The 25,709-nt window shown below is 38.9% G+C and carries 24 protein-coding genes and 2 tRNA genes; 10 read left to right on the top strand and 16 right to left on the bottom strand.

Annotated features, from left to right (window positions below):
• The first annotated feature begins 286 nt into the window (after window positions 1-286).
• Entirely contained in the window at window positions 287-877 is a 591-nt protein-coding gene (locus AAEZ22_RS10180; RefSeq protein WP_352297166.1) for a DUF938 domain-containing protein, read from the top strand.
• Here the strand turns inward: AAEZ22_RS10180 and AAEZ22_RS10175 are convergent.
• From AAEZ22_RS10175 to AAEZ22_RS10160, 4 genes are all read right to left on the bottom strand, one after another.
• Window positions 854-1,993, bottom strand: a complete 1,140-nt coding sequence (locus tag AAEZ22_RS10175) for a GNAT family N-acetyltransferase (protein WP_352297163.1) — start codon at window positions 1,991-1,993, stop codon at window positions 854-856. The two genes, AAEZ22_RS10180 and AAEZ22_RS10175, sit on opposite strands and share 24 nt — an antisense overlap.
• Window positions 1,994-1,995: 2 nt before the next feature.
• On the bottom strand, window positions 1,996-3,366 hold the full coding sequence (lip1, locus tag AAEZ22_RS10170; RefSeq protein WP_352297160.1) for a lipase Lip1: 1,371 nt from the start codon (window positions 3,364-3,366) through the stop codon (window positions 1,996-1,998).
• Complete coding sequence (locus AAEZ22_RS10165) at window positions 3,356-6,073, bottom strand: ATP-binding protein (RefSeq protein WP_352297157.1); 2,718 nt, start codon at window positions 6,071-6,073, stop codon at window positions 3,356-3,358. The genes lip1 and AAEZ22_RS10165 overlap by 11 nt, the downstream gene beginning before the upstream one ends.
• Window positions 6,074-6,147: 74 nt before the next feature.
• Window positions 6,148-6,603, bottom strand: a complete 456-nt coding sequence (locus tag AAEZ22_RS10160) for an Lrp/AsnC family transcriptional regulator (RefSeq protein ID WP_011326781.1) — start codon at window positions 6,601-6,603, stop codon at window positions 6,148-6,150.
• Window positions 6,604-6,740: 137 nt separating this feature from the next.
• Here AAEZ22_RS10160 and AAEZ22_RS10155 point away from each other — a divergent pair, with 137 nt between their 5' ends.
• Entirely contained in the window at window positions 6,741-7,910 is a 1,170-nt protein-coding gene (locus AAEZ22_RS10155; RefSeq protein WP_011326782.1) for a PrnB family protein, read from the top strand.
• Window position 7,911: 1 nt separating this feature from the next.
• Window positions 7,912-9,036, top strand: a complete 1,125-nt coding sequence (locus tag AAEZ22_RS10150; RefSeq protein WP_182684256.1) for an aminotransferase class V-fold PLP-dependent enzyme — start codon at window positions 7,912-7,914, stop codon at window positions 9,034-9,036.
• Here AAEZ22_RS10150 and AAEZ22_RS10145 read toward each other — a convergent pair.
• The 5 genes from AAEZ22_RS10145 to AAEZ22_RS10125 form a co-directional block, all read right to left on the bottom strand.
• Window positions 9,020-9,508 (bottom strand): RNA-binding protein, encoded by a 489-nt coding sequence (locus tag AAEZ22_RS10145; protein WP_352297153.1) that lies wholly within the window; start codon window positions 9,506-9,508, stop codon window positions 9,020-9,022. The genes AAEZ22_RS10150 and AAEZ22_RS10145 overlap by 17 nt on opposite strands.
• A 123-nt stretch (window positions 9,509-9,631) precedes the next feature.
• Window positions 9,632-9,724 (bottom strand) — tRNA-Ser (locus AAEZ22_RS10140).
• Window positions 9,725-9,781: 57 nt separating this feature from the next.
• A tRNA-Ser gene (locus tag AAEZ22_RS10135) sits at window positions 9,782-9,872 on the bottom strand.
• A gap of 219 nt (window positions 9,873-10,091) precedes the next feature.
• Window positions 10,092-10,232, bottom strand: a complete 141-nt coding sequence (locus tag AAEZ22_RS10130) for a hypothetical protein (RefSeq protein ID WP_167376929.1) — start codon at window positions 10,230-10,232, stop codon at window positions 10,092-10,094.
• A 554-nt stretch (window positions 10,233-10,786) separates the two neighbouring features.
• Window positions 10,787-11,716: a DMT family transporter gene (locus tag AAEZ22_RS10125; RefSeq protein WP_193038732.1), complete on the bottom strand. Its 930-nt coding sequence runs from the start codon at window positions 11,714-11,716 to the stop codon at window positions 10,787-10,789.
• A 101-nt stretch (window positions 11,717-11,817) separates the two neighbouring features.
• Between AAEZ22_RS10125 and AAEZ22_RS10120 the strand changes: the two genes are divergently transcribed.
• A complete protein-coding gene (locus tag AAEZ22_RS10120) occupies window positions 11,818-13,263 on the top strand; it encodes an aminotransferase-like domain-containing protein (RefSeq protein ID WP_218910953.1) in 1,446 nt (481 codons plus the stop codon).
• Window positions 13,264-13,384: 121 nt separating this feature from the next.
• Here the strand turns inward: AAEZ22_RS10120 and AAEZ22_RS10115 are convergent, their stop codons facing one another.
• Window positions 13,385-14,179: a YggN family protein gene (locus AAEZ22_RS10115; RefSeq protein ID WP_089367535.1), complete on the bottom strand. Its 795-nt coding sequence runs from the start codon at window positions 14,177-14,179 to the stop codon at window positions 13,385-13,387.
• Between the two features lie 388 nt (window positions 14,180-14,567).
• On the opposite strand from AAEZ22_RS10115, the gene AAEZ22_RS10110 reads away from it, so the two are divergent.
• Window positions 14,568-14,753, top strand: a complete 186-nt coding sequence (locus AAEZ22_RS10110; RefSeq protein ID WP_007579801.1) for a PA3496 family putative envelope integrity protein — start codon at window positions 14,568-14,570, stop codon at window positions 14,751-14,753.
• A 126-nt stretch (window positions 14,754-14,879) separates the two neighbouring features.
• On the opposite strand, the gene AAEZ22_RS10105 is transcribed toward AAEZ22_RS10110, so the two are convergent.
• From AAEZ22_RS10105 to AAEZ22_RS10095, 3 genes are all read right to left on the bottom strand, one after another.
• A complete protein-coding gene (locus AAEZ22_RS10105) occupies window positions 14,880-15,371 on the bottom strand; it encodes a glutathione peroxidase (protein ID WP_011326789.1) in 492 nt (163 codons plus the stop codon).
• Between the two features lie 91 nt (window positions 15,372-15,462).
• Window positions 15,463-15,762, bottom strand: a complete 300-nt coding sequence (locus tag AAEZ22_RS10100) for an AzlD domain-containing protein (RefSeq protein ID WP_041454306.1) — start codon at window positions 15,760-15,762, stop codon at window positions 15,463-15,465.
• Window positions 15,759-16,463 carry an AzlC family ABC transporter permease gene (locus AAEZ22_RS10095; protein ID WP_041454307.1) on the bottom strand — a complete coding sequence of 235 codons (705 nt, stop codon included), beginning with the start codon at window positions 16,461-16,463 and terminating at the stop codon, window positions 15,759-15,761. The genes AAEZ22_RS10100 and AAEZ22_RS10095 overlap by 4 nt, the downstream gene beginning before the upstream one ends.
• Before the next feature lie 130 nt (window positions 16,464-16,593).
• Between AAEZ22_RS10095 and AAEZ22_RS10090 the strand changes: the two genes are divergently transcribed.
• Window positions 16,594-17,253 (top strand): cytochrome b/b6 domain-containing protein, encoded by a 660-nt coding sequence (locus AAEZ22_RS10090; RefSeq protein WP_352297149.1) that lies wholly within the window; start codon window positions 16,594-16,596, stop codon window positions 17,251-17,253.
• 64 nt (window positions 17,254-17,317) lie between these two features.
• Here AAEZ22_RS10090 and AAEZ22_RS10085 read toward each other — a convergent pair whose 3' ends face one another.
• Window positions 17,318-17,770 (bottom strand): c-type cytochrome, encoded by a 453-nt coding sequence (locus tag AAEZ22_RS10085; protein WP_011326793.1) that lies wholly within the window; start codon window positions 17,768-17,770, stop codon window positions 17,318-17,320.
• A gap of 94 nt (window positions 17,771-17,864) precedes the next feature.
• Window positions 17,865-18,335, bottom strand: a complete 471-nt coding sequence (locus tag AAEZ22_RS10080) for a DUF2721 domain-containing protein (RefSeq protein ID WP_011326794.1) — start codon at window positions 18,333-18,335, stop codon at window positions 17,865-17,867.
• 224 nt (window positions 18,336-18,559) lie between these two features.
• On the opposite strand from AAEZ22_RS10080, the gene AAEZ22_RS10075 reads away from it, so the two are divergent.
• From AAEZ22_RS10075 to AAEZ22_RS10060, 4 genes are all read left to right on the top strand, one after another.
• Complete coding sequence (locus AAEZ22_RS10075; protein ID WP_352297146.1) at window positions 18,560-22,021, top strand: S8 family serine peptidase; 3,462 nt, start codon at window positions 18,560-18,562, stop codon at window positions 22,019-22,021.
• Between the two features lie 78 nt (window positions 22,022-22,099).
• Window positions 22,100-24,274: a S9 family peptidase gene (locus tag AAEZ22_RS10070; RefSeq protein ID WP_352297143.1), complete on the top strand. Its 2,175-nt coding sequence runs from the start codon at window positions 22,100-22,102 to the stop codon at window positions 24,272-24,274.
• A gap of 155 nt (window positions 24,275-24,429) precedes the next feature.
• Window positions 24,430-24,795, top strand: coding sequence for a DUF4870 domain-containing protein (locus AAEZ22_RS10065; protein ID WP_011326797.1), 366 nt, complete (start codon window positions 24,430-24,432; stop codon window positions 24,793-24,795).
• Between the two features lie 83 nt (window positions 24,796-24,878).
• The gene (locus AAEZ22_RS10060; RefSeq protein ID WP_089367541.1) at window positions 24,879-25,313 is read left to right on the top strand and encodes a YqaA family protein; all 435 of its coding nucleotides are present in this window, start codon (window positions 24,879-24,881) and stop codon (window positions 25,311-25,313) included.
• Between the two features lie 38 nt (window positions 25,314-25,351).
• Here AAEZ22_RS10060 and folX read toward each other — a convergent pair whose 3' ends face one another.
• The gene (gene folX, locus AAEZ22_RS10055) at window positions 25,352-25,708 is read right to left on the bottom strand and encodes a dihydroneopterin triphosphate 2'-epimerase (protein WP_352297140.1); all 357 of its coding nucleotides are present in this window, start codon (window positions 25,706-25,708) and stop codon (window positions 25,352-25,354) included.
• Between the last annotated feature and the right edge of the window lies 1 nt (window position 25,709).

The raw sequence follows: 25,709 nt of genomic DNA, 5'->3' as shown, positions 1-25,709 counted from the left end.
TCTTCCTTAAAAGGATTAAACCAGCGGCTGAGAATGCTCATTACGCACTCGCTTGGTAATTATTTATTGTAAGTAAACCTTGTACTCTATCTGTAGGCTGGTGTGGTAAATTGCAAGGGTTATTTGATAATAGTTATCATTACATTTTGAACTAGGTGTTTCAATGTAAAGTACAGCTATAAAAGTATAGATTAATTAACTGGCTTTAAAGCGTACATTAGCGCACGACAAAATACGCTAAATTTGTTTTACTGTTGCGCATCAGTCTTTAACCTTGAGAGTAAAAATGATCAAGCCATTCTCACAAGCGTGTGAAAATAATAAACAGCCTATTTTAGCGCAGTTAAAACCTGTGTTAGCGAATGCCAAAACGGTGCTCGAAATAGGCTCAGGTACAGGTCAGCACAGCGTGTACTTTGCTCAGCAGTTGCCGCATTTACAATGGTATAGCAGCGACAGAGCGATTAATCATGAAGGTATTAATTTATGGCACCGCGATGTTAATTTAACCAATTTACATGCTCCCCTTGAACTTGACTTAAACAATGCGTGGCCAATAGATAAAGTGGATGCTATTTACACGGCTAATACTTTTCATATTGTAAGCTGGCAACTTGTAGAGCATTTTTTTGCGGGTGTAAAACAGCATTTAAATGACCAAGGCATAGTATGTATTTACGGGCCATTTAAATATAAAGGCGAGTTTACTAGCCAAAGTAATAACGACTTTAATCGCTTTTTAATAGAGCGCGACCCACTTAGCGGTATTAGAGATTTTGCAGCAGTTGAGCTATTAGCAAAGCAAGCAGGGCTAACGTTAATAAGTGATATAGCCATGCCTGCTAATAATCAGTTACTGATTTTTAAACGGCAGTAATGCGCTGCATTGATCTTTATAAATATTAATATGCTGGCGTTCACGTTTTAAGTAATCGCTAATTGCGTTGCTAAAGTTATTATCAATTATATGGTGAGCTGAGTAGGTTAATACAGGGGCAAAACCGCGTGCTATTTTATGCTCACCTTGTGCCCCTGAATGAAAACAGCTGAGGTTATGCTTTATTGCAAACTCAATCCCTTGGTAATAGCATAGTTCAAAGTGCAGAGAATCTACCTCTTCGCTTGCCCCCCAATACCGCCCATACAGTGTATCTGCTCCTATTAGGCTAAGGGTTGCGGCAATAATAGCGTCTTCTTTTTTGGCTAGCATAATGACTAGCTTGTCGGCCATTAGCGCATGTAAAAGCTTAAAAAAGGGCATATTTAAATAGCCTAAGTGGCCAGAGCGTTTTAAATAAGTACGTTGATAAAATTCGCAAAATAGCTGCATAATTTCAGGCGTAATTTGCATCCCTTGCAGCCATTCAATAGTAATGTTTTGTTGGGTTATTTTGCTGCGTTCTTTTTTTAGTGATTTACGCTTACGTGAATTAAGCGTATTTAAAAAATCGTCAAAGCATGTAAAGCCTTTATTAAACCACTGAAATTGCACACCCACTCTAAGCATAGCGTGTTGCTCAGTGAGGTGTGTGGCTTGGGCTAAGTTGCAAAAATTAACGTGCCAACCAGACCAGCCTTGCTCTTTGCTGTGCAGGTTTAGTAACTCTGTAATGTATTTATACACTAAACTAGGATTGCTGTGCTCTATAGCAATACGGCTACCTTCAATGGGGCAAAATGGCACACCGCATAACCATTTAGGGTAGTACTCTAAGCCATGTTTCTCGTATGCTTCTGCCCAGGCCCAATCAAACACATATTCACCGTAAGAGTGGCTTTTTAAATAGCCAGGTGCCAGCGCAATAATATTTTCGCCCTCAAAAATAGCTAAGTGATAAGGCTGCCAACCACTTTGTTGATTAACACACTGACTTTGCTCTAATGCGTATAAAAAAGCATGTTGGGTAAATGGCTCGTCGCCAAACAAACGTTGCCAATGCGCTCGCTCTATTTGATTAATACTACTAAACCATTGATGCGAAAATGTCGCCATTACTACTTACCTTGTGCGTGTTCTACGTTTTTTATAAAGGTGCTTATTTGTTTTTTAAGCTCAGGAAAAAAGGGGTTATAGGTTAATCGTTGTAAGGTGGGATATTGCTTTAAGTTAGCAGCTGTACGTTCTCCAAGTTGCGGGCTTTTTGTGGTTTTACAGGTTTTATATAACTTTTCGCCGCCAATAAAACTGCCGCAATTACGATAAGAGGCACTAATACCATAATGCGGATTTTGTGGTGAGTTAACAATGGCAATATGCGATATACCATGGATTTTTAGACATGCTTCGCTGGCACACTGCGGATTTAATACTCTGTAATCTGCTGCAAAATTTGGGGGTAAAATAGTGCTGCTACCATAAAGCACTAGGGTATCGAGTTTTTTATAGCGACTTAAATTAGTATTATGTAGTGCATTTAATAATTTAAGGGTGGCATGGCTATCAATTGTCGCGTCAATATCGCTTATTACGCTAAATACAGGCAATGCCAAAGCAGGGCGCTTACTTAAGTGTTTAATGCTAACCAATGACATTGCATCATATGAGGCTGCTGCAGCATTGAGTGGAAACGACTCATACTTAGCAAAATCAACATCGGCGTCTTTATCTATCCAATTTAAAAATGGGATTAAATCAAGCCACTTGGCTATCCAACCTTGTTTATTATGCGGCTCGGAGCCCGGTGAAAATAACATAAGCGCCGTTATTTTTGATGAAAGCGCTTGCGTGATTGCATAGTCTATAAGTAGTGCGGCCCCCGTAGAGTAGCCCCCTAAAATAACCTCATCAAAGTCTTGTGTTGTGCGCTCTATAGCGTAACGCACAGCTTGTTGCCATTGCTGTAGGTCTACATCTTGTAACGCACTAGCAGCACTGCCGTGGCCGGGTAACAAAATAGTGCGTACGGTATAACCTTGCTGATAATACACTTGGGCTAAATCGTGATAGGTAAAAGGAGAGTCGGTAAGGCCGTGCACGAGTAATACCGCTTTTTTACTTTGTGAATGTTTTAACTCAAAAGGAGCAATAATGTCGGCAATAGTGGGGTTAGGCTTACGACTGCCTTGAGTAACTAGTTGCTGATACGTTTGAGTAAATACAGGGCATGGCATAGCAGCGCGAGGATTAGCTACACTAATATACTGATACGCATGATTGAGGTAGCTATTAAATGGGGCACGCGCTTGGTAATCAAAATACGCTTGGTGGTGATCCTTTGTATAGCGTAATAGGCCTTGCTGTTTACTCTTTTTAATAAATTCAAAATCGCTTGCCTGCGTAATACAATTTTCAGCGACAGCTAAGTGAGGCAAAAAGCTAAGCATACAAGTTAAAAATATTTTTAAAAACACACTATTATTGTTCATAAACCACTGCATATTGAGCAAGACACTCGGTTAGCTTAATTAGTTCAAGCGGTTTTGCAAGGTGTTGATTAAAACCAACCGCCTGAGCGTGTGCTTTGTCTTCGGGCATAACGTCGGCAGTTAAGGCAACAATTGGCAGTTCCTCAGCCGTTTTAAATTGCCTGATCAGTGCCGTTGCTCTATAGCCATCCATTACTGGCATTTGGCAATCCATAAGCACGAGGTCAAAATGCTGTTTTTTTATAATATTAACTGCAAGCTCACCATTTTCAACAACCTGTGGCACAATTTTTAGTGAGCCAAGCATGGCTTTTATAACCATTTGATTAACCGGGTTATCTTCGGCCACTAAAATTTTTAAAGCGGCTATATTAGTATTATCTGTAGGTTTTATAAGAGGTTCTTGCGCTTTAACCGTCTCTATTTCTAATGTAAACGTAAAAGTAGAGCCTTTATCAAGCTCGCTATGTAGCGCTATATTTGCATTCATTAATACACTAAGCTCTTTGGCTATGGCTAACCCAAGGCCGGTGCCACCAAACTGCCGAGAAGTAGAGTTATCGGCTTGAGTAAATGCATTAAATAACTTTTCATGTTGAGTTGCTTTTATACCTATTCCGGTATCAATAACGGCAATTGTTAGCTGTGCTTTATTGGGCGCAATAAGTTGCGTATCTACATTTAAAGTAACACTGCCAGCGTTAGTAAATTTAATAGCGTTACTGCATAAATTAAGCATTATTTGCTCTAATCGCATTGGATCGCCAACAAACCAAGTGTCTTTAGGGATGTTGCTATTTATTTTCCACACAATTGCTTTGCTTGCAGCACTTTGTTCAAACATAGTATTAATGCGCTGAATAAGTGCGGTTAAATCAAATGGAATACGTTCAAGCACTAGCCGTTTTGATTCAATTTTAGATATATCGAGAATATCGTTTATCAAATTTAATAAGCTTTTAGATGACGAATTTATTTTATCTAAATAATCAATTAGGGTATTGGCGTCGTCTTCTTTACGGGCAAGCGAAGAAAAGCCAATAACAGCATTTAGTGGCGTGCGTATTTCATGGCTCATATTAGCTAAAAATTGACTCTTAGCCCGGTTAGCCAAATCAGATTGCTTTTTTGCTTGTGCTAACGAATAAGTACGCTCTGCTACTTGGCGAGTAAGTGCAATTTGCTGCTGATTAAACAGTAGTAAAATCAATAAAATTAATGAGCATACAACTACTTGAAGTATCAGCAGCAGTAAGGTGAGTTGATTATTATGTTGAGCTAAAAAGGCATCTTTAAGTGCCAGTTTTACGATCCATTGTTGCCCGCCAAAATCGACATTAAACGATATTAGCTTACTGCCTTGTGCAACATTAAGATTGTTTGAGTTACTGTAAAATGCGGGTTTGTTTATATCTTCATAAATAGCAATCGAAAACATTTTAGACTGCTGCTCAGTAATGGCCTGCTTAATAATTTGAGGGACTAAAAATACGCCTGTGGCATAGCCTTTAATAGTTTCTTTTTCATTGGATTGAGAATATACAGGCGCAAATAATAAGTAAGCAGCATCAGAGTGCTCAATTTGTACGAGTTGAATTATTTTAGTTCCCACTGGCTGATACTTTATTGCGGGGTTGAGTAAGGATGCTTTGCGATCTGGGTTTGAATATACATTAAACCCAATTGCTTTTTGGTTGCTATTAAACGGTGCTATATATTTTACAATAACGAGTGGATCGTTTGGCTCTAAAGGTTCACCAATAACATCATAATTTAAGTTATAAATGCTTGAAATTTCTTTAGAGAATGCTTGGCGTTGATGAGATGGGATTTTTACATTCCATGATAAAGCTTTTATAAATGAGTGCTTAGCAAGTAGGGTGTTGGCATATTGATTAAAGTCTTGCTGGCTTAATGTTGGCGATGACTGAACTTGGCTAGCTAAACTTTGCACTGCAATAATGCTGCGATTAGTATAGCGGTACAGGCTGTTTTCTATCACTTGCACTTCGCGCTCAGCAATTTTTATCGCATTAATACGGCTTTCACTATCGTATAATTGTGTGGTGGCCGCTACTGATACAAATAAAATGCAACATACCGAAAGTGTCGGTAGCACCGAAATATTATAGTTATCAGACTTCTCTGGTAATAACGAAAGTAAAAATGGAGTGGCAATTAACACCCCTAAAATATCACCTAACCACCAGTAAGTTGTGTTTTTCCAGTGATTATCTGCACTGTACATTGCATTAAATTGGCTTAGTGCAAACACGCCAAAATTAGCCGAAATTAAACTGACTAAAACACCTACAACTACAATAAAATAAATAATGTTTTGGCGCTTTTTAAGGCGCAGAGGGTGGCCTAACCAAAACTTTAATATTGCGGCCCCAACCATGGCCTGCAATACCACCCCAAAGGCAATATACATAGCCTCGTTTAATGAATTTCCTACCAATACCATTTCATGAGTTGTATTAGCAAAAAAATTTAAATTAAATGCGAGAGCCGCTAAAAATAGCGCAGGAATAAATCGCCACCACCACACAAAGCAGCCAACTAAGGCTATACCAGCAGGTAACCAAACCGGAATAATTTGCGAGTCAAAGGTTAGCTTGGTAAGTATTACTCCTACAAAAAAATAGGCTAAAGAAAAAATAATGTAAAAAACACTAGAGTAATACTTGGAGTTAAAATTTTTCACATAAATCCCTGTACAAGTAATATTCCCAATTTAAAATATCAGTATAGCTAACAGTAAGTTATTTGCGGTATTTTTTATAATGGTAATTGTTTTTTGCTAAAAGACTGCTTTAACACCACGGTTGATTCTATATTAGCGATACAGCTTAAGCTCCCTAGTTGATGCTTAACAAACTGCTCATAGCTTTCTAAATCATGCGCAATTATTTTTAGTAAATAGTCGTAACTTCCCGATATTACCGAACACTCTAGCACATGAGTGAGCTTTTCTACGTGTTGCTCAAATTGCCGGGCAGCACTGGCCGAATTTTGATTTAAACGTACAAATGCATACACCAAAACGTTTAGTTTAAGTGCCTTGGGGTTAATAGCAGCGTGGTAGCCGGTAATAATACTAGCTTGTTCTAGCTTTTTAATTCGTCTAAGGCAGGGCGTATCTGAGAGGCTAATATGACTGGCAAGATCTGCAACAGACATTCTGGCGTTGGCTTGTAAGGCAATGAGCAATTGCTGATCTTTTTTATCGAGCATATATAGATTCTTATTAATTATTTTTATATTTGTAGTGATTATTGCTAATGATGTTGATAATTACTAATTTTTTTAGCGTTTTACCCTCATTAAACTCTGTTAGCATTTAGTGATAACTATAATAACAGGAAACAATAATGAGCACCCATACAGCCATTTTTGATCGATGGATAAGAAGCGCCTTCCCACAGATAAACAGCGAGCTTGAGCAACTTTACTGGCAACAAGATGATAAAGCCAATGTAGAGGGGTTGGGAGAGCCTTTAAAACAGCAATTAAAAGATGAAGGTAACGCATTAATAAGTAATTTATTAGCGGAGGGAAATACCGATGAAGGTTTTGATAGTGCGTTTGATTTGCTCGGTAATGTAGGGCTTTTTATGGCGGCGTGTCGTCGTCATGAAATTACCGAGCCAAGCCGTGAGACCACATCGCCATTGGTAGAAGCGTCGGCACTAGCAATGCATATAGGTGCCTCTATTGGAGTAACGCCACGCTTTGCGACTGCCCATTTAACCACGCACAATAAAGCGCTAAATGGCACGTATAAACGTTTTACTAATTTACCCGACGAAAAACTATTTATTGATTACAACACCCAAGGTATTTTGGCATATAAACGCGCCAGCGATGCATTATTAAAAATATTACCATTAGGTATTTCGCACCCCACCTGTGCCGAGCTATTAAAAGTAGCAAAACAAGCGTTAATAGATGTAATTGAATCGAATAATGCACTTTATACCCAGTTAGACACAGAGCGCTTTTTTAATTGTGTGCGCCCTTATTATAAACCGCATCGAGTAGGCAATGAGATATACAGAGGTGCTAATGCGGGAGATTTTGCCGGCATAAACGTTATCGATATGCTACTTGGGCTGTGTAGTGCCAACGAGCCAAGTTATTCACAAATGCTGGTGGATAAGTTTTTATATATGATGCCAGAAGATCAGCAAATATTGCGCGAAGCAATGCGCATGCAAAGCTTTATGGATGACTTTTTACAGGCGCAGCAATATAAAGACAATGACTGGTTTAAATACCACGCAAAGCTATTTATTCAGGTGTGTAAATTACATGGTGACACTGCAATCGGTCATCATAATCAATTGGTTGAAAAATTTATTGCGCAACCGTCAAAGCAAATGCAACAGCAACATATGAGTAAAGTAACAGCCAGTGGCCCACCATTACATGTTTTGCTCGATTCGTTAGAAAAACTCCGTGATAAACGTGCCAGCGCTAAACGCGACGATATAAAAACACGTTACGACGATATAAACTTGCTAAAACAGTGGATTAAATAAGATGAATCAACACGATTTTTGTATGGCCGAAGGCTGTTATTTATTAAGCCACTCAGTAGGGCGTCCACTGAAAAATAGTCAGCAGCATTTAGCGGCTCATTATTTTTCGCCGTGGGAATCGTCAAATAAAGAACCCTGGCAGCAATGGTTACCTGCAGTCGAGCAATTTAATACCGCATTAGGGCAGTTATTTAATGCGCCTAGCGAGCAATTTTGTCCACAAGTTAACTTATCCAGCGGCTTAACCAAATTGTTAATGTCGCATCCGCGATTACAGCAAAAAAATTGCAAAGTATTAATGACGCAAAGCGACTTTCCAAGTATGGGCTTTGCGATGCAAAAAGCTTTGCCAAAATGCGCGCAAATAACATTTATTCCTGAACATGAAAACTTAACCGATATTACCGTTTGGCAGCGTTATTTAACGGATAACATAGATTTAGTTTTTATCAGTCACGTATATTCAAATACAGGGGTACAAGCCCCTGTACACGATATTGTTGCTTTGAGTAAAAAAACGAATAGCTTATCAATCATTGACGTTGCGCAATCTGCAGGGGTGATACCGCTTGATTTAACCGCCTTAAATGCTGACTTTATGATTGGCTCTAGCGTTAAATGGCTATGTGGCGGCCCTGGTGCTGCTTACTTATGGGTTAACCCACAGCAAATAGCTGTTTGTGAGCCTAAAGATGTTGGCTGGTTTTCTCATCAAAATCCCTTTGAGTTTGATATAAATCATTTTATTTATAACAAGGGAGCGCTTAAATTTTGGGGCGGTACTCCCTCAGTTGTACCTTATATTATTGCAGCCAATAGTATTGCCTATTTTGCCGCATTGGGAATTGATAAAGTTAGGTCGCATAATTTAGCAATGCTTGCGCTTATTCAGCAACAGTTGGGTAAATATGTTGTGTCGCCCACGCTGCAGCATCAATGCAGTGGTACTGCTATTTTAAACTTTAACATGCAGCAACAACATGTATTGAATGAGCTTAATAGTGCAGGGATTAGTGTGGATGCCAGAAAGCTTGGTATACGAGTTTCACCGCATATATATAACAGCGCCGACGCAATACATAAGTTTATAGCGGTTATAAAAAAAGCGATTAAGGTTGTTGACTAAGTTGTTCTTTTTGCTGATTTAACGCCTCTATTTGTTGCTGTGCTTGCCCAATTAAAGCATCGTATGACTGTTTAAGAGCTGATGTTTTAGTTGCAATCGCATTGGCAATAGAGGAGGCCCCTAAACGATTGGCTTTATCTTGCGTCATGTAATCAATTTGCTGTTTTTTTTCTGTGTATTGCTGCTGATATTGTTTAATAGCCAGTTGGTAGCGTTTTATATCACGATTAATTTGCTGCGTTTTTAAGTAATCATCAACAGAAGTATCTGTAATTTTACTGCTAGCAGTTGTATTGCTATAGGCTGTGGTTACATTAACATTTTTTAGCGTAATGGCTTGTGCATCTAGAGCACAGGGCAGCTGGCTAAATGTAGGAACACCTTTAATAACGCATTTATAAACAGTAATGTTTTCTGCCAAGCTAAAGGTTGGCGCGGTTAAGCAAATTGATAGCAATATAACCCGGATCATAGTTAAACCTAAATTGGCTTAAAGTTAAGTTAATCATGCCCTAAGTTATAGTTTGGTACAATTTGTTTAGTTTTATAAATTTTAGGCACAAAAAAACCACAACTAAGTGGTTTAAATTAAGTATGGTGGAGAGGGAGGGATTCGAACCCTCGATAGAGCTACAAACTCTATACTCCCTTAGCAGGGGAGCTCCTTCGGCCACTCGGACACCTCTCCAACGCATAACCGTTTTTTTATTGATGGAAGTAAAAATTAAAGCCACCAATATAAATGTGGTGGAGAGATAGGGATTTGAACCCTAGATAGGCTACAAACCTATGCCGGTTTTCAAGACCGGTGCATTCGACCACTCTGCCATCTCTCCGTGACGCAGAATAATACTTAGGTCATACGCATGTGTAAATAGCAAAAAGACTGTTTGCTTAAAATTTAGGCTAAAATGAGGTTTTTTTTGTAAATAAGGGGAAATAAAGACAATTTTAGTAAAATTAAATAGGTTGCAGCAAGCAGTGGGAGCTAAATAAGAAGCTTTATTTAGTGGTTGGGTGCTTGCTGCACCGTATAAATAGTCATGGTTGTGTGACTATTTATATTGAGCTGTGCTACCAAGAGCGAGTCTTTTACCGAAGCGATTAAGCTTTGCTAACATTTTAGCTTTACGATTTGTTGGTTTAACGGCAATGTGAGTAGCAGCTGTTTCATTTAATGTGTTAATTGGGTTCATTACTTAACTCCGAGTTGTGGTTGGTGAAAACGGGGGCATTCTGCCTCTTAATTGTTTAAAAATAAAGCGATAAAAATTGAGCCCGAAGCATTAGTTATTTTAATCCGAAAGGATTTTATTAACCTGCCGTCCACTTGGTGGGTTTGGGTGTTTTTGCATTTTTATTCACGCCGTTAGTTTTTAAATCCCTTTTGTTATGGGGTCTCTGTGTTTGTTTTTATTTTTAATGCGATAAAAGCATTCTTTTTTGGTTATTTATTCAGATTAAATTATTTTAATTAAATGATTTTTTATGCTGTTTAATTAGTGTTTATAAAATTAACTTTATGAGCGTTAAAAAAATTCCAGTAAAGTTCTAAAAAAAGTTGGTGTAATGCACTTTATATTTGCATTGCATGGGTGAATTACTTAGCTTTTTAGCAAAATGGTGTTTTTAATAAAGTTAGTATTACTAGGAGTTATAACGAACACTTGGCAGCTGTTTTTATATTAACCAATAAAAAAGCGCCTACTTTACAGTAGGCGCTTTTGCGTTAGTTGCGTTAATAACGCGTCTAACTGGGGACAGAGCCTCTTCTAGCAACCGCTCTGTTTGCTAAAAAGGCATTAATTCGTTTTGTTGGGGTAAGCACTATGGCGTTACCAAGTAGTACTAAGCTAAACCCTGCAAAGGTATTTGCATGCCATTCAAAGCCTTCATAAAAGCTGCTTAGTGTTACCGCAACTAAAGGAAACAGTACGATGACATAGCTGGCTTTTTCGGGGCCAATATTTTTTAACAGTGCAAAGTAACAAGCAAAGGCGATTACAGTGCCAAAAATAGATAAGTACAATAACGACAGCCAATAGCTAGTAGGTGCAGTGAAATTAAATTGCACGTCGCTTATAAATACATATAAGGCTAAGCCAATGGCACTGTATAACATGCCCCAAGCATTACCTTGTAACACACCAATTTGTTTGCGTGAATTACGTACACTTACCATGTTTCCTAATGAAGCCACAAAGGTGCCTCCAAGAGCAAGTAGTAACCCGACGAATGCACTGTTACTCAAGTTGAGTTGCTGTAATTGTGGCCAAAACAAGCTGGTGATACCTAAAATGGCAAGTACAGCACCGGTATAAATTCGTTTTGAAATAGGTTTGCCAAAAAATAATCGGGTATTAACTATATTCATTACTAATAGCATTGAAAAAGCAATCGAGGTCATTGCAGAGCTAAGGTGATTTTGTGCCCAGTAAAGCATTAAGTAATTTAGGCCAAAGTTAAACAGGGCCAATAATACGAAAAAACCATGATCGACTAAATTAAATCGCATTTTAGGTTTTTTGTATGCCACATATAACCACATTAATAATGCCGCGATTGCAAAACGATAAAATAGCGATAGTTCAACAGCAATATCGCCTAGCTGAAACTCTATGGCCAACCAGGTTGAGCCCCAAATTAAAACAGTTGTTATATATAGCGCTGCACTTTTCAATACTGCTCTCCAAAGTCGATTAAGCTGCTATTTTAAAGCTTATCTGTATACTTACCATATACAGAAAATGGAATATGTAACCTATACAGATTGAGGGTGTAATGATTTTAAAAGCGGTTAGCCATCAAGGTCATGAGTTTTTGTACCAGCAAGTTATTCAACTGATCAGGGATATGAGTGCTCAACAGGCTTTATTGCCCTCAGAAAAACTGCCGTCTTTACGTAAAATGGCTAGCAACCTTAATATAAGTATTCCTACGGTAAAGCAGGCCTATCAAGCGCTAGAGGATCAAGGGGTTATAGAGGCACGCGAAAAGTCAGGCTACTTTTTAAAAGCCGTTAACATGGCAAGCAGCTTACCAAAACGGGTTAAGCTGAGCCGCGAGCCCGTGATTGTAAACAAGCAGGCGCTGATTGAGCAGGTATACACAGCCATTCATCAGGCCCATGTGGTGCCTTTTGGAGTCGCTAACCCGGTTGCTGCAGCACCAACCGATAAAGCCTTAGCCAGAAATATGCGCCGAGTAATGACGCTTGCCGGTAGTAACGCTATTAATTACGGGCCACTGGATGGTTATGCACCGTTAAAAAAGCAACTTATTCATCGCTATTTAGACTTTGGCATTGGCATTAATATGGATGAAATGGTGATCACTAATGGTGCGCAAGAAGCACTGGCAATTGCACTCAAATGCGTAACTAAGCCCGGTGATGTAGTGGCCATAGAGAGCCCTTGCTATCACGGAATTATAGAGTTAATAGAAAGTTTAGGCCTTAAAGCACTTGAAATACCTTTATGCCCAGATAATGGTATTTGGCTAAACGATTTAGCGCAGGCGCTTAATGAGCACGATATTAAAGCGTGCTTATTTTCTACGGCTATTAGTAATCCGGTTGGTAGTTTTATGCCAGATAAAAATCGAGAACAGCTGGTGGAACTAGTTGAAAGCCATAACGTAGTGCTCATTGAAGATGACGTATATGGCGACCTATACTTTACACCCAAACGAGGTACACCTGCTATAGCGTATTCCAAAAAAGGCTTGGTGCTAAGTTGTTCGTCTTTTTCTAAAACGGCTGCCCCTAGTTATCGTGTTGGTTGGCTTATTGCGGGGAAATTTGCAGGGCAAGCTAGGCGTTATAAAAGAGCATTGAGTTGTTCTACCTCACTAATTAATCAATGGACGTTATCAGAATTTGTTTTTAGCGGTGAATACGATCGTAATTTAAAAGTACTTAGGCAGCGTTTACGTACGAATAAAGAGCATATGCGACGTTGCTTACAGCAAGCCATGCCAAAAGGTACACGGATCAGCGATCCACAAGGTGGCTGTGTTATTTGGTTAGACTTAGGCTGCGAGTATGATAGCCAAAAGCTATTTTCGTTAGCGCTTGAGGTAGGTATAAGCATTACTCCAGGGTTGATATTTTCAGCTTCAAATAAATACAAAAGCTGTATAAGGCTAAGCTATGGTGTGCAGTGGAGTGAGCAAATAGAGCAAGCAATTGTCACACTAGGTAAACTTACCTTACTAGCAAAAAAGTAGCCTAATTTAAAGGGGATCAACAGCTTGTAACAAGTTTTTCGGCACAATAAAAAACAGCCGTTAAGTTAAGCGTAACGGCTGCAAAGGGATGTTAAATAATTACCTAAGTGAAGTTTGTAAACTAGTTTTGTTTAAAGCTAAATAATTGGTAACCTTTAAGTTCAGGTACTTGTACTACTAGCTGTTCTTCTTGTTTAGCTATATTGGCAAAATTTTCGCATAAGGCATTGGCACGTTTTTCGAGCGCATCGGCATGCTGCTCTACTTTTTCTTCTATTTGCGTACCCATATTTTCCATACGTTGTTCAAAGGCTTGCATGTCGCCTCCTGAGCCAAGTAATTCAGAACCTAAAGCAACTAAAATACTCCCCATAGATTGCATTACAGCAGACTCAACAGCGGTCTCTATTTGTTGTTCAAACTGCTGCTCAAAGTTTTCACCAAATTGGTTAAAGCTTTGCTGGCCCATAACAAAGGTATCTTGTTGATAAAAAGTATTTTGTACTTCAAGTTTAATGTCGTCCATTAACGATGAGATATTATCGAGGCCATCAATATTAAAAGCATTAGCAACTTCTTGCAGTGCAACACCTGCAATTTTAACGCCTTCTAAGGCTATATTTGCTACTTCGGGTAATTGCGTGCGTAAACTATCTGAATATTGAGTTAGCGCCTTTTGCTGGGAATGATTAAGCGCTACCGATTCACCATTAATGGTTAAATTGCCATTGGTATTAAATTGCATAGTTTGCTTATTGGCGGTAAAAATCTCTAGTTCGTCAGGCTTAATACGTACATCATTTTTAAATTCTACATTACATTGCTCATTATTAAATGACACTGTTGAATCGTTATCATTATGTGCCACAACGGCAGGTGCACATATTAAAGTGCTCATTAATAGTAATTTTTTCATATTTATTCTCAGTTTTTTATTGATGATAAATAAGTAATAACAAGTTTAGTGCCAATATTTTTTTATTATATTAAACAATAGGTTGGTTTTATTTTTAGTATTATCTATAGCAAAGGTTTATTATAAAAAAACTATTTTTTAGTCAAATTGGCTAAAGCTAGAGCAGTAATTAATTTTATTTATCGATACGATAAAAAACTCTCACTTTCCATAAAGCGAATTTAGCGCTATTTATTCACAGTATTGACATGGAGGCTATTTAAGATAGCTACATGGCTTTATTTTGGCGCTAAACTGCATTGCACTTTATGTGTCGAACATTTTAATTTTACCAATTATTGCGATTATAAAATCCTTGGTTGGTCTCAAACACTTTATGGAGTGGGTTGTGGGTAAGACATTTAGTTACGATGCGCTAGATGACGATTTTGTTGAAGACGAGTACGAAATGCTCGGGCGTAATCAGCACGATAAGAACAAGCAAAAGGTTAAGAAAAAGTTGGAAGACTACCTTGAGCAAAAGCGCTTGCGTAAAAACCTAGGCGAAGACGATTTAAGCGATTACACCGATTAAATTGCGCTAGTATAACTAAAGTACCAATGTGAATTAGACTCTAAATGTACGCTTTTATGTATGTTTAAATTTTGATTAGATTGGCAATAAAGAGGCTGTGTGCCTCTTTATTACTTTTAAGCGGCGTTACTTATTGCTTTGTTGCAGTGCTTTTTGAATGGTGAGCTCTAGCTTTTCTGGCTTGGTAAAGGGTGCATAGCGTTTAATTGGTGAGCCGTCTGCTGCGATTAAAAACTTAGTAAAGTTCCACTTTATTTTGCGAGTTAAAAAGCCTGGTTGTGTCGATTTCAAATAACGAAATACCGGATGAGCATGCTCTCCGTTTACCTCTACTTTAGCGGCCATTAAAAAATTAACCCCGTAGTTTATTAAACATCCTTGCTCTATCTGCTGTGCATCTCCGGGTTCTTGCTGATTAAACTGATTACACGGAAATCCTAAAATTACTAAGCCTTGGCTAGCATATTTATTATGCAAAGCCTGTAGTGACTCGTACTGGTAGGTAAAACCACACTTGCTTGCCGTGTTTACAATAAGCACGACTTTACCAGCAAACTCGCTAAAATTAATGGTGTTACCTTGCAAACTGGTGGCGCTTAACTGATGAAACTTGTGCATTATTTATGCTTTACCTTATCTTTGTTGATGCTCAATTTACTCTTTTAAGTACATTGCTTAATATGGTTGTTGTATATATTAAGACTATTTTTTAATTTAAAATTAAAAATAATCCCATACCCGCAATCGTAGTGTAGTAAATATTATGGGTTTTATAAGCCACAATAATAGCTACTATAGCCGCACTTAAATAAGGGTTTTGCCAATTTAAATTAATGCCATCATCGTTTAAAAATACAATAGGTACCCAAATAGCCGTAAGTACCGCTGGTGCACTAAAACTTAAAAATTGTTGCATTTTAGGCCCAACTTTAAAGGGTAAAGCGCGGTGCAAAAATAAGTAACGGGTAAAAAAGGTAATACAGGCCATTAGTAAAATAGTGGTCATCATAAGTTGCGCTCCTTTTTGGCAGTTATTCTTGCTGTAAAGTATCCTGCGCTCATGGCCAGTAATGCAGAGCTCACCAGCCATAACTCAAATCCGGTACTTTTAAACAGTGTAGCGCTAATGCCTGCGACTATAACTGTAACGAGTGAGGCGAGGCTTTTAACACCCGGAATAACTAAAGCTATAAATGTAGCGGCTATAGCAAAGTCGAGGCCCAAATGGGTTAAATCGGGGAGCATAGTACCAGCAACAATGCCTATAAATGTCCATAAATTCCATGCAATATAAAAGCTAAAACCGGCGCTAAGTGCGTAAATTAAACGTATTTTTGTACGATAGGCTTTAGGGTGGTGCGAAAATGCAAACAACTCATCGGTCAATACAAAGCTTACAGGTAGACGCCAGCGCAAAGGTTGATCAATTACTTTATGACGTACCGCTAAGCCATATAAAAAATGCCGAGAGCTAATTATAAAGGTAGTAAACAAAATGGTGAGTAGTGGCGTATTTCCCGCAATTAACTCAATAGCGACAAGCTGCGCAGAGCCCGCAAACACTAATAAAGACATCGCTTGAGTTTCAAGGGCAGTAAAACCATTTTGAATAGCCAGTGAGCCACAGAGTATTCCCCAAGGGATCACCGCCAAACAAAGCGGTAACATGTCAACAAAACCTTTTAAAATTGCACGCGATGGTCTGTTCATTTGCAGAAATATTAGCCAGTAAAATTAATTGCTTAAGTGTGCCATAAAGCATGCTTTAAATAATAGGTTTAATGCAAATCTAAACAAAGTTTGAAATAATGAAACAATAACTTAATTAGCGAGATAACTAATGTTTAAAGTAAAAGTATGGGATGGCTTTGTCAGAAGCTTTCACTGGTTATTAGTGTTTAGTATTGCTGTGCTCTATTTTAGTATTGAAGAAGGTATGATTGAACTGCACTTTATTGCTGGCTTTTTTACCTTAGCACTTATTTTAACGCGATTAATATGGGGGATTATAGGCAGTAAAACAGCTAAGTTAAGCGCGTTAATACACTCCCCGCAAGCGGTAATAACCTCACTTAAAACTAATAAAACTCCGCTTGGGCATTCTGCGCCAGGTAGTTATATGGTGTTGTTGTTTTTTATACTTATTATTACTCAGCTTGTTAGTGGCTTAATGAGTAGTGATGGTATTTTAACTGATGGGCCTTTAGCGCAGTACGTGTCGAGCAGTACAGTTGATTTTGCTAATTGGTTACATAGTTTAAACTTTGATATTTTACTTTATGCGATAGGTTTGCATGTTTTAGCAATTGTAATTTATAAGATTAAAGGCAAGCCTTTAGTGAAAGCGATGATCACCGGAAGGAAACAACAGCCAAATGAAAAGCCAGCAATACTTACAAAAGCACCTTGGTTAGCTTGGGTCGTATTTTTAATATTGCTTGTAGTGCTTATGACAACTTGGGGCAGTGAGCCACTTAGTTATTTACTTAACTTGGGTTAAAAATAAAAAGGCGCCTATTTAAATCCGATTATGAATTAAATAGGCGCCTTTATTATTTAAAAACTTAGTCTTTAAATTGCGTGTGGCAATCTTTACAGCCTTTGGCCCATGCGCCAAACGCTTTACCAATAACAGCTTTATCGCCAGACTGTGCAGCTACAGCAAGTTCATCTGCGTATTGCTGAAATGCAGTTGCTTTTTTCATAAAAGTGTCGTTTTCAGCCCAAACAGCGGCAAGTGCAGCAGTATCACCCTTATCAGTACCTTCGTAAAACGCTTCCCATGGCATTTTTGCCAGTGCAGCTGCGTTATTTGCACGTGCTTTAAATTTATCTGCATCAAAAGGAATTTTGCCTTTAAGCATAGCGCCCATGTCACTAATTTGTACTGAGAGCATAGAAAATGCAGCTTGACGATATTCAATAGCGTCGCTTGGCTCTTTAAATGCAGAATTTGCTGATACGCTAAGTGCGCATGTTGATAATAATGCCCCGATAAATACTTGCTTCAATTTCATTAAACTTATCCCTAGTAAAAGTTTCTAATTCTATCTTTGTATCTTAGCTGCCACTTTTATTCAAGTGAAAGCGATAGTTTGGTTTGCTTGAGGCTTAATCGTTAATATCGACGTCGGCGAATATCATGCCACGGCGCATACTGCGAGTGGCTAAAAACACTTCGCAAAGTAGCGACATAAAAGCAAATATAAGCAAAGCCATAGCAGCTACAAAACAGCTACCTATCGTTACGCCTAAGTTAACTGATTGAATATGCGATAAAAATAATAACATAACAACCGCACAAACCAACAATGCACTTAACACACTCAAGCTAAATGCAAGGTGTATACAACGAGAGCGCTTTAGCAGCGCTCTTAGCTCGGTGGTTAACGACAGATTAAAGTCATCATCAGTGCTTACTTTTAACCTGCGTTCAAGCAAACGAGCTCTATCTGTTATACGCGCTAAACGGTTTGATAAAACCCCTAAAGTGGCAGCAATACCTGTAATTAAAAAGACGGGAGCAACCGCGGTTTGAATCACTTTGGCCATGCTTAAAATATTAATTACTTCGTTATCCATTTACATCTCAAAATAAGTGTTGGTTGTTTACAATCATTCACAAACTTAATTTCTTTCTTTTCCCTTTGGAATCAGTTTGTTGCTAGTGTTTTCTCTGTTTTTATGCGTTGCTTGTAACTTAAATGTAACTAAGGTGTTGCTCACGTATGGGTTTAAGTTTTATATTTAAGCCCATGGTTGAATATAGTAAATACAATAATACATAACCTATCCTAGGGGAAATGATGTCTAAAAATATAATAAAGAAAACAGCAATTGCCACTGCTGTCTCAAGCGCATTTATTGCAACACTTGCAAGTGCAAGTAACTTACCTACGGCTAATATTACTTATCAAAAAGCTGAAGCAGTAAAAGAACAAGTTGCAGATAAAAAAGAACCATCGGCACATATGATTGTATTACGCGCTACAACATCAGTAGACGCCTATGTTGCAGGTACTTACCAGCAATCAAATAATCGTGAAATTACAGCTAATATAGAGCAACTTCAAGACACTATGACTCTTGAGTTAAATAGCTTAGATTTTGATGCGAAAATAATTGGTAAAACCAAAATATTAGCACCTACGTTAATCGTTCAAGCTTCAGCTGAAGCACTTGCTAAAATTGCTAAAGATTCACGAGTAGCAAAAGTATTACCTATGTTCGATAGCGAACTGCATGTTGCAGCAAGCTCTGACTATATTAATGCAAAACCACTTATTGTAGACGGTATTGCAAGCGGTAAAGGTCAGCGTGTTGCGGTATTAGATACAGGTATTGATTACACTCACCAAGCATTTGGTGGGGCAGGTACAGTTGAAGCATATTTAGCGGCGCAAGCCGATCCTACTACAGTGGCTTGGCCTCAAGGTGTTGTTAAAGGTGGTTACGACTTTATTAATGAAGACGCTGATCCGATAGAGAACGATCCTGCTAATTCTCCAGCAACAGGGGCTCCAACAAACCATGGTACTTCATCTTCAAACTCAGTAAATGGTATTGCGCCAGACGTTGAACTTTATGTTTACTCTGTATGTGGTGGCGGTTGTCCAAGTGCCGCACAGGCTGCAGCACTAGAAGCCGCAATGGATCCTAATGGCGATGGTGATATTTCTGACCGTGTAGATGTAATGAATATGTCTCTTGGTGGCGAGTTTGGCGACACATATACTGGCGGCGGTACACAATACTTAATTCAGCGTGCTGTTGAATTAGGCGTTAATATGGTTATTTCTGCGGGTAACGATGGTGATAACCCATTCCGTATAGGCGGCCCAAGTACTACACCTAATGCCTTATCTGTAGGTGCAATGACACACCCTACAACTGAAATAGGTGTTGCTACAGGCACTATTGCTGGTGTTGAAGGTGATATTCAGCCATCAGGTTTTGGTCCTCAAGAAGCTTATACAATAACAGGCGCAGATATTGAGTTAGTTTATCCAGATACCAATCAAGATGGCTGTGTTGCATTTGGGGCCGATGTTGATTTTACCGGTAAAGCTGTATTAATAGACCGTGGTGCTTGTGCATTTACCGACAAAGTATTAAACGCACAAATAAATGGTGCAGAGTTTGTGATGATTGCAAACAATACTGATGATGGTACACCAGCTCCTATGGGTGGTTTTGATGCTGCTGTAACAATTAAAAACGTAGGCATTAATTTTGCTGCAGGTGCGGCTTTAAAAGCACAGTTAGCAGCAGGTGGTCCGGCAACATTTGATATTAGCATTGACATTAAAACTACATCTGGCGCTGTAGCTACGTTCTCATCTCGTGGTCCTTCAATGGATGGTTTATTAAAACCAGAAATTACTGCACCAGGTACTAGTATTGATGTTGCAGCAGCAGGTACTCAAACTGGTACTAACCCAGTTTCAGGTACATCTTTTTCAGGTCCAATTACTGCTGGTGCTGTTGCGATGATTCGTGAAGCACATCCAGATCGTAATGCCTTTGAAATTAAAGCAACAATAATGAATGCGGCTAATTTAAATGTAACAAACGAGCCGTTAGCAATTAATCCTGCTTCAGAATTAGCACCTATTAGTATGATTGGCGCAGGTTTAGTTGATGTAGCTAAAGCGGTTAATTTACCGGTTGCTGCATGGGTAAATAACGCTAAGTTTAATACCAAGCAAGCAGCGCTTTCATTTGGCTTAGAAAGCATGACAGAAACTGCATCGTTAACTAAAACGGTAACAGTTAAGAACTTCTCAGCTGACGCTAAAACTTATAACTTACGTACAGAAGCGCGTTACCAGAGCGATATAGATACTGCGGCTATTAGTTGGGATTTCCCTGCATCTATTACTGTTCCTGCAGGCCAAGCTATTAATTTTGACGTAATATTAACCGTTGATCCAGCTAAGTTACCAGAGTGGAATTTAAATAACCCATTTAGCGCAGAGGATATTGCAGCAAGAAGTGCAGCATTAACCTCAGTAGAGTTTGATGGTGCTTTGGTGTTTGATGATGCCAGCACAGATACTGACCATGATTTACACCTTGTTTATCATGCAATGCCTAAAGCAGCTACTGAGCTAAGCGTTTCATCGCAAATCATCGATAGTGAAATGGCTCTTGTTGTTACAAATAGTGGCCTAACTGAAATTATGCCACAAGCAGAAAGCATTGTTGCTGTGGGTGTTGAGAAAACATTTGCAGAAGCTGAATTTAATATTCTAGCAACTACTTTCTCAGCGTTTGCTTTAGACGGATGTGATTCAGGCATATTTGTTACTTCATCGATTCAACTACGTGACCCACTAACGCATACCTTCCAAGCGGGTTATAGGTTGGAAGTTGATACCGATAATGACGGTGTGTATGACCACGTCATGCAAAACTATAATGACCGCGGCCGTGATACAGCGTTCCCTGGACGTAGCCGTACAGTAATAGGTGAGACAGATGGCGCAGGTAATGATTCACTCATGTGGGTAACTCCGCTATATCATTCAGCGGGAGAGGACACCATTACCTTCTCGGGTTGTTCTGAACTACTTAATATAGATGGGGCATTACTAGGCGAGCAGATGAACTTTAAAGCATCTGTGGGTTATGCTGCATATCAAAGTGGTGTATTTACAGAAACTGATAGTGTTACAGGTTCAACCGTATTTGGTATGCAACCTCAAGTAGCGTTTACCTCGCTCGAAACAGGTGAAGCAGTTACAACACTTAAACCAGGTGAGAAAGCAGTTGTTACAGCAAGTGGTCCATTTGCGCTAACACAGGCTTCAGGCTTAGATGTTGTTAAAGTAATGACAGCTGCTGATTTAGAGGTTCCAGATGTTTCAGCGCCAGCGCTTGTTGGTGGTGAGTTTACTGTTTCTGAAGATGCAGCAAACGGTACCGTAGTAGGTGCTTTAACAGTTACAGAGTCTGAATTTGATTTAGCTATTTCAGAGTACTTTGTTCAGTCAAATACTCACCAAGGTTTGGGTGTTGATGCCGATGGTCAAGTTGTTGTTACTAACACCGCTTTACTGACAGGTGATTCTTCAGCCCAGATACAAGTAGTGGCAATTGATACACGTGGTAATGTATCAGAGCCTGCAATGGTTACGGTTAGTATTACTAAAGTAGTACCACCGGTTGTTGTAACACCAGAGCCAGAGAAAAAATCTTCGGGTTCATTAGCTTGGTTATTATTTACTGCGCCGCTTGCATTTATGCGTCGTCGTAAGCAAAAGTAAGCTTATAACTTAATTGTTACTTAGAGGGAGCTTCGGCTCCCTTTTTATTTAGCTTCACTAAAATAAAGGCTTTATCTTATGAGACATACCCCTTGTGTTCTAGCTATATCATCTTTAGCTATTTTAAGTGGCTGCAATCAGGCGCCCGAAGCAGTCCAAACAAACGTTATAAGTACTACAGCAGAGCAGTTACCTCAAGTTGTTGCACCTATAGCTAAAAAAGTACCGCACGCCATGACTATTCATGGCGATACCCGCATTGATAATTACTATTGGCTGCGTGACGATGAACGCAAAGCAGCCGATGTTATTAGTTACCTTGAGGCTGAAAATAGCTATACAAATACCATGCTCGCTCATACTCAAGCGCAGCAAGCTAAACTTTTTGCCGAGCTTAAAGGGCGTATTCAAAAAGATGACGATTCAGTACCGGTAAAAAAAGGTGATTATTATTACTCGTCGCAAACTCGTGGCAATAACGAGTACACTACTTATGTGCGTAGCAGTGACTTTTCAGGAACTAACCAACAGGTTATTTTAGATATAAATGAACTTGCTAAGGCTCATGACTATTATGCTGTAAGTGGTTTAGATGTGAGTCCAAACGGTAACTTAATGGCTTACGGTGAAGATACTCTCAGTAGACGTATTTATACCGTTAAAATTAAAGATTTAAGCACCGGGAGGCTACTCGAAGATACGCTTGAAGGCACAAGTGGCAATCTTGTTTGGGCAAACGATAACAAAACATTGTATTACATTAAAAAAGACTTACAGACTTTGTTAGGCTACCAGGTTTATCGCCATACTTTAGGTACGCCGCAGGCCAATGACGAACTAGTTTACGAAGAAACAGACTCAAGCTATTACACAGGGTTAAGTAAAAGCAAAGACGGTACTGAAATTTATATTTGGCACAGTAGTAGCACTGCATCAGGTATGTCGGTGCTTAGCGCAAATAACGTTAAAGCAATGCCTCAACGCTTAATTAAACGCCAAGCGAATCTTGAGTATAGTATTTCTAAATTAGGTGAGAGTTATTATATTGTCACTAATTTAAATGCGGTTAATTTTCAGCTAATGAAAGTCGCTATTAATAAAGCCCATGATCAAGCAAACTGGCAAACGCTGATCCCAGCACGTGATGATATAAAGCTAGAGGGGATAGAGTTATTTAATGACTATTTGGTTTACCAACAGCGCGAAATGGGACAATCGCGACAAATAGTGCGCAATTTAAGCACCAATCAAGAGCAGTTATTATCTTTTAACGACAGTGCCTACACTATTAGTGCTTATGGTAATAACGATATAAACAGCGATAAGTTACGTGTTTACTACACGAGTATGACCACGCCGGGTTCATCTTACGATATAAACCTAAAAACAACGGATAAAACGCTTTTAAAACAACAAGCCGTGCTAGGCAACTTTAATGTTGATAATTACGCATCTGAACGTATATTTATTAACGCCCGCGATGGTGTAAAAGTACCCGTGAGCTTAGTTTACCGTAAAGATAAATTTAAAAAAGATGCGACGAACCCATTGCTACAATATGGTTATGGCTCGTATGGCGCCACTATGGATCCAACTTTTTCAAGTGCGCGTTTAAGTTTGCTTGATCGTGGTTTTGTGTTTGCTATTGCCCATGTTCGAGGCTCGCAAATGTTAGGCCGTCCTTGGTATGACGATGGTAAATTACTTACTAAAAAGAATACGTTTAATGACTTTATAGATGTGACAAAAGCACTGGTAGAGCAAAAGTATGGCGCTAAAGACAAAATATTTGCCCAAGGCGGTAGCGCTGGTGGCTTATTAATGGGCGCTGTAGCAAACCAAGCTCCTGAACTTTACAAAGGTATGGTTGCCGCAGTACCTTTTGTGGATGTGGTTACAACCATGCTTGATGAAAGTATTCCACTAACAACTAACGAATATGGTGAATGGGGAAACCCAAATGAAAAAGAATACTATGAGTACATGCTATCTTACTCGCCGTACGATCAAGTGTCTAAGCAAGCGTATCCTAATATGCTAGTAACTACGGGTCTGCACGACTCGCAAGTACAGTATTTTGAGCCAGCAAAGTGGGTTGCTAAGCTGCGTGACTATAAAACAGATGACAATAAGTTACTGTTTAAAATTGATATGGAAGCAGGGCATGGCGGTGCATCAGGGCGCTTTAAGCGCTTAGAAGATACCGCGCTAAACTATACATTTATGCTCGATTTAATGGGTATTAAAGAGTAAGCAAAGTACAACCATTGAGTAATAAGCTAAAGGCATCATTTAAAAGTGATGCATTAATTTATTACTAAGTTAGCTAAATAAGTTTATAAACTGAGTTATAGTTATGAGATACACACTTACACTCACGCAAAAATAGTAAATATAAGGATAGCGTTATGCATGATGAGCAACAGCTGGAACCCGTCAAAAAAGATGACCGCACATGGGCAATGCTTTGTCATTTAAGTGCCTTGTCTGGATTTATTGTGCCATTAGGCTCTGTAATTGGGCCGTTAATTGTGTGGTTAATAAAAAAAGATGACATGCCGATTGTTGATGTTCATGGCAAAAAAGCACTCAACTTTCAAATCACTATGATGATTGCTTACTTTGTGTGTTTTCTTTTAATGTTTGTTGTTATTGGTGTAATTTTACTGCCAATAGTCGCTATATTTTCGTTTGTAATGGTGATTATTGCCGCGGTTAAAGCCAATGATGGTAAAGAGTTTGACTACCCGTTAAGTTTAAATTTGATAAAATAGCAATGTCGGTTTGTTAATAGCGTATTTTAAACCCAGCTTTTGCTGGGTTTATTTTTTATTTACTTCCTATTGTTAAGGATACTATGCTTTATCTCACGCTATTTTTTAGCGCTTTTATATCGGCTACTTTATTGCCCAGCTCGTCAGAGGTGGTAATGGTAGCTATGATGACCCAAGGTAAAGTAAATTTATTGTTGTTATGGCTAGCTGCCACTTTGGGCAATGTATTAGGGAGCTGCGTTAATTACTGGTTGGGTACTCAAGTACTGCGCTTTAAAGATAAAAGCTGGTTTCCAGTGTCAGAGCAGGGGCTTGAAAAAGCACAAAAGCAGTTTAATAAATACGGTGTATATAGTTTATTATTTGCCTGGCTACCTATAGTTGGCGATCCGCTTACCGTAATAGGGGGAATATTTAAAGTGCGTTTTAGTACGTTTTTATTGTTGGTAACACTAGGTAAGGGGGCACGCTACTTAGCCGTTATCGCCCTTACCTTAGGTGTCGAAAAGCTTATTTAAGCTTTCTTATTTATTCTAAATCAATTGATCCACACGTATTATTTAGCCCAATCTAACGTCAAAGACACAGAATCGGCAAAGCGTAATGCATGCGGTTTATCTACGCGAGCCTTAGCATAATGAACACTTGGGTGTGAATGACAAACAGCAAGAATTTCAGCAACCAGTTTTTCGAGTAATAAAAAGTCGCCTTGTTCTACTAAAGTGATTACTTCTTTGGTAATTACTTTGTAGTTTAGTGCTTGATCTACTTCATCGGTTTTACAGGCGTCGTGTGCAGGGTAATGAACTTCTAAGTTAATCACTACATCCTGCTTTTTCTCGCGCTCTTCTTGGTTAAAGCCAATAAAAGTACGCAGTCGTAAATTGGTTACGTTAATAATTGCATTAGCCATA

Source organism: Pseudoalteromonas sp. 20-MNA-CIBAN-0454 (assembly GCF_040308685.1).
GTDB lineage: Bacteria > Pseudomonadota > Gammaproteobacteria > Enterobacterales > Alteromonadaceae > Pseudoalteromonas > Pseudoalteromonas nigrifaciens.
The sequence above is the reverse complement of the archived record's forward strand: the minus strand, read 5'-3'. Positions and strand labels throughout refer to the sequence as shown.

Excerpts from the sequence above, each read along its gene's own strand:
- AAEZ22_RS10180 (WP_352297166.1), top strand. The coding sequence starts at position 287 with ATGATCAAGCCATTCTCACAAGCGTGTGAAAATAATAAACAGCCTATT.
- AAEZ22_RS10175 (WP_352297163.1), bottom strand. The coding sequence starts at position 1,993 with ATGGCGACATTTTCGCATCAATGGTTTAGTAGTATTAATCAAATAGAG.
- lip1 (WP_352297160.1), bottom strand. The coding sequence starts at position 3,366 with ATGAACAATAATAGTGTGTTTTTAAAAATATTTTTAACTTGTATGCTT.
- AAEZ22_RS10160 (WP_011326781.1), bottom strand. The coding sequence starts at position 6,603 with ATGCTCGATAAAAAAGATCAGCAATTGCTCATTGCCTTACAAGCCAAC.
- AAEZ22_RS10155 (WP_011326782.1), top strand. The coding sequence starts at position 6,741 with ATGAGCACCCATACAGCCATTTTTGATCGATGGATAAGAAGCGCCTTC.
- AAEZ22_RS10150 (WP_182684256.1), top strand. The coding sequence starts at position 7,912 with ATGAATCAACACGATTTTTGTATGGCCGAAGGCTGTTATTTATTAAGC.
- AAEZ22_RS10145 (WP_352297153.1), bottom strand. The coding sequence starts at position 9,508 with ATGATCCGGGTTATATTGCTATCAATTTGCTTAACCGCGCCAACCTTT.
- AAEZ22_RS10130 (WP_167376929.1), bottom strand. The coding sequence starts at position 10,232 with ATGAACCCAATTAACACATTAAATGAAACAGCTGCTACTCACATTGCC.
- AAEZ22_RS10120 (WP_218910953.1), top strand. The coding sequence starts at position 11,818 with ATGATTTTAAAAGCGGTTAGCCATCAAGGTCATGAGTTTTTGTACCAG.
- AAEZ22_RS10115 (WP_089367535.1), bottom strand. The coding sequence starts at position 14,179 with ATGAAAAAATTACTATTAATGAGCACTTTAATATGTGCACCTGCCGTT.
- AAEZ22_RS10105 (WP_011326789.1), bottom strand. The coding sequence starts at position 15,371 with ATGCACAAGTTTCATCAGTTAAGCGCCACCAGTTTGCAAGGTAACACC.
- AAEZ22_RS10100 (WP_041454306.1), bottom strand. The coding sequence starts at position 15,762 with ATGATGACCACTATTTTACTAATGGCCTGTATTACCTTTTTTACCCGT.
- AAEZ22_RS10095 (WP_041454307.1), bottom strand. The coding sequence starts at position 16,463 with ATGAACAGACCATCGCGTGCAATTTTAAAAGGTTTTGTTGACATGTTA.
- AAEZ22_RS10090 (WP_352297149.1), top strand. The coding sequence starts at position 16,594 with ATGTTTAAAGTAAAAGTATGGGATGGCTTTGTCAGAAGCTTTCACTGG.
- AAEZ22_RS10085 (WP_011326793.1), bottom strand. The coding sequence starts at position 17,770 with ATGAAATTGAAGCAAGTATTTATCGGGGCATTATTATCAACATGCGCA.
- AAEZ22_RS10080 (WP_011326794.1), bottom strand. The coding sequence starts at position 18,335 with ATGGATAACGAAGTAATTAATATTTTAAGCATGGCCAAAGTGATTCAA.
- AAEZ22_RS10075 (WP_352297146.1), top strand. The coding sequence starts at position 18,560 with ATGTCTAAAAATATAATAAAGAAAACAGCAATTGCCACTGCTGTCTCA.
- AAEZ22_RS10070 (WP_352297143.1), top strand. The coding sequence starts at position 22,100 with ATGAGACATACCCCTTGTGTTCTAGCTATATCATCTTTAGCTATTTTA.
- AAEZ22_RS10065 (WP_011326797.1), top strand. The coding sequence starts at position 24,430 with ATGCATGATGAGCAACAGCTGGAACCCGTCAAAAAAGATGACCGCACA.
- AAEZ22_RS10060 (WP_089367541.1), top strand. The coding sequence starts at position 24,879 with ATGCTTTATCTCACGCTATTTTTTAGCGCTTTTATATCGGCTACTTTA.
- folX (WP_352297140.1), bottom strand. The coding sequence starts at position 25,708 with ATGGCTAATGCAATTATTAACGTAACCAATTTACGACTGCGTACTTTT.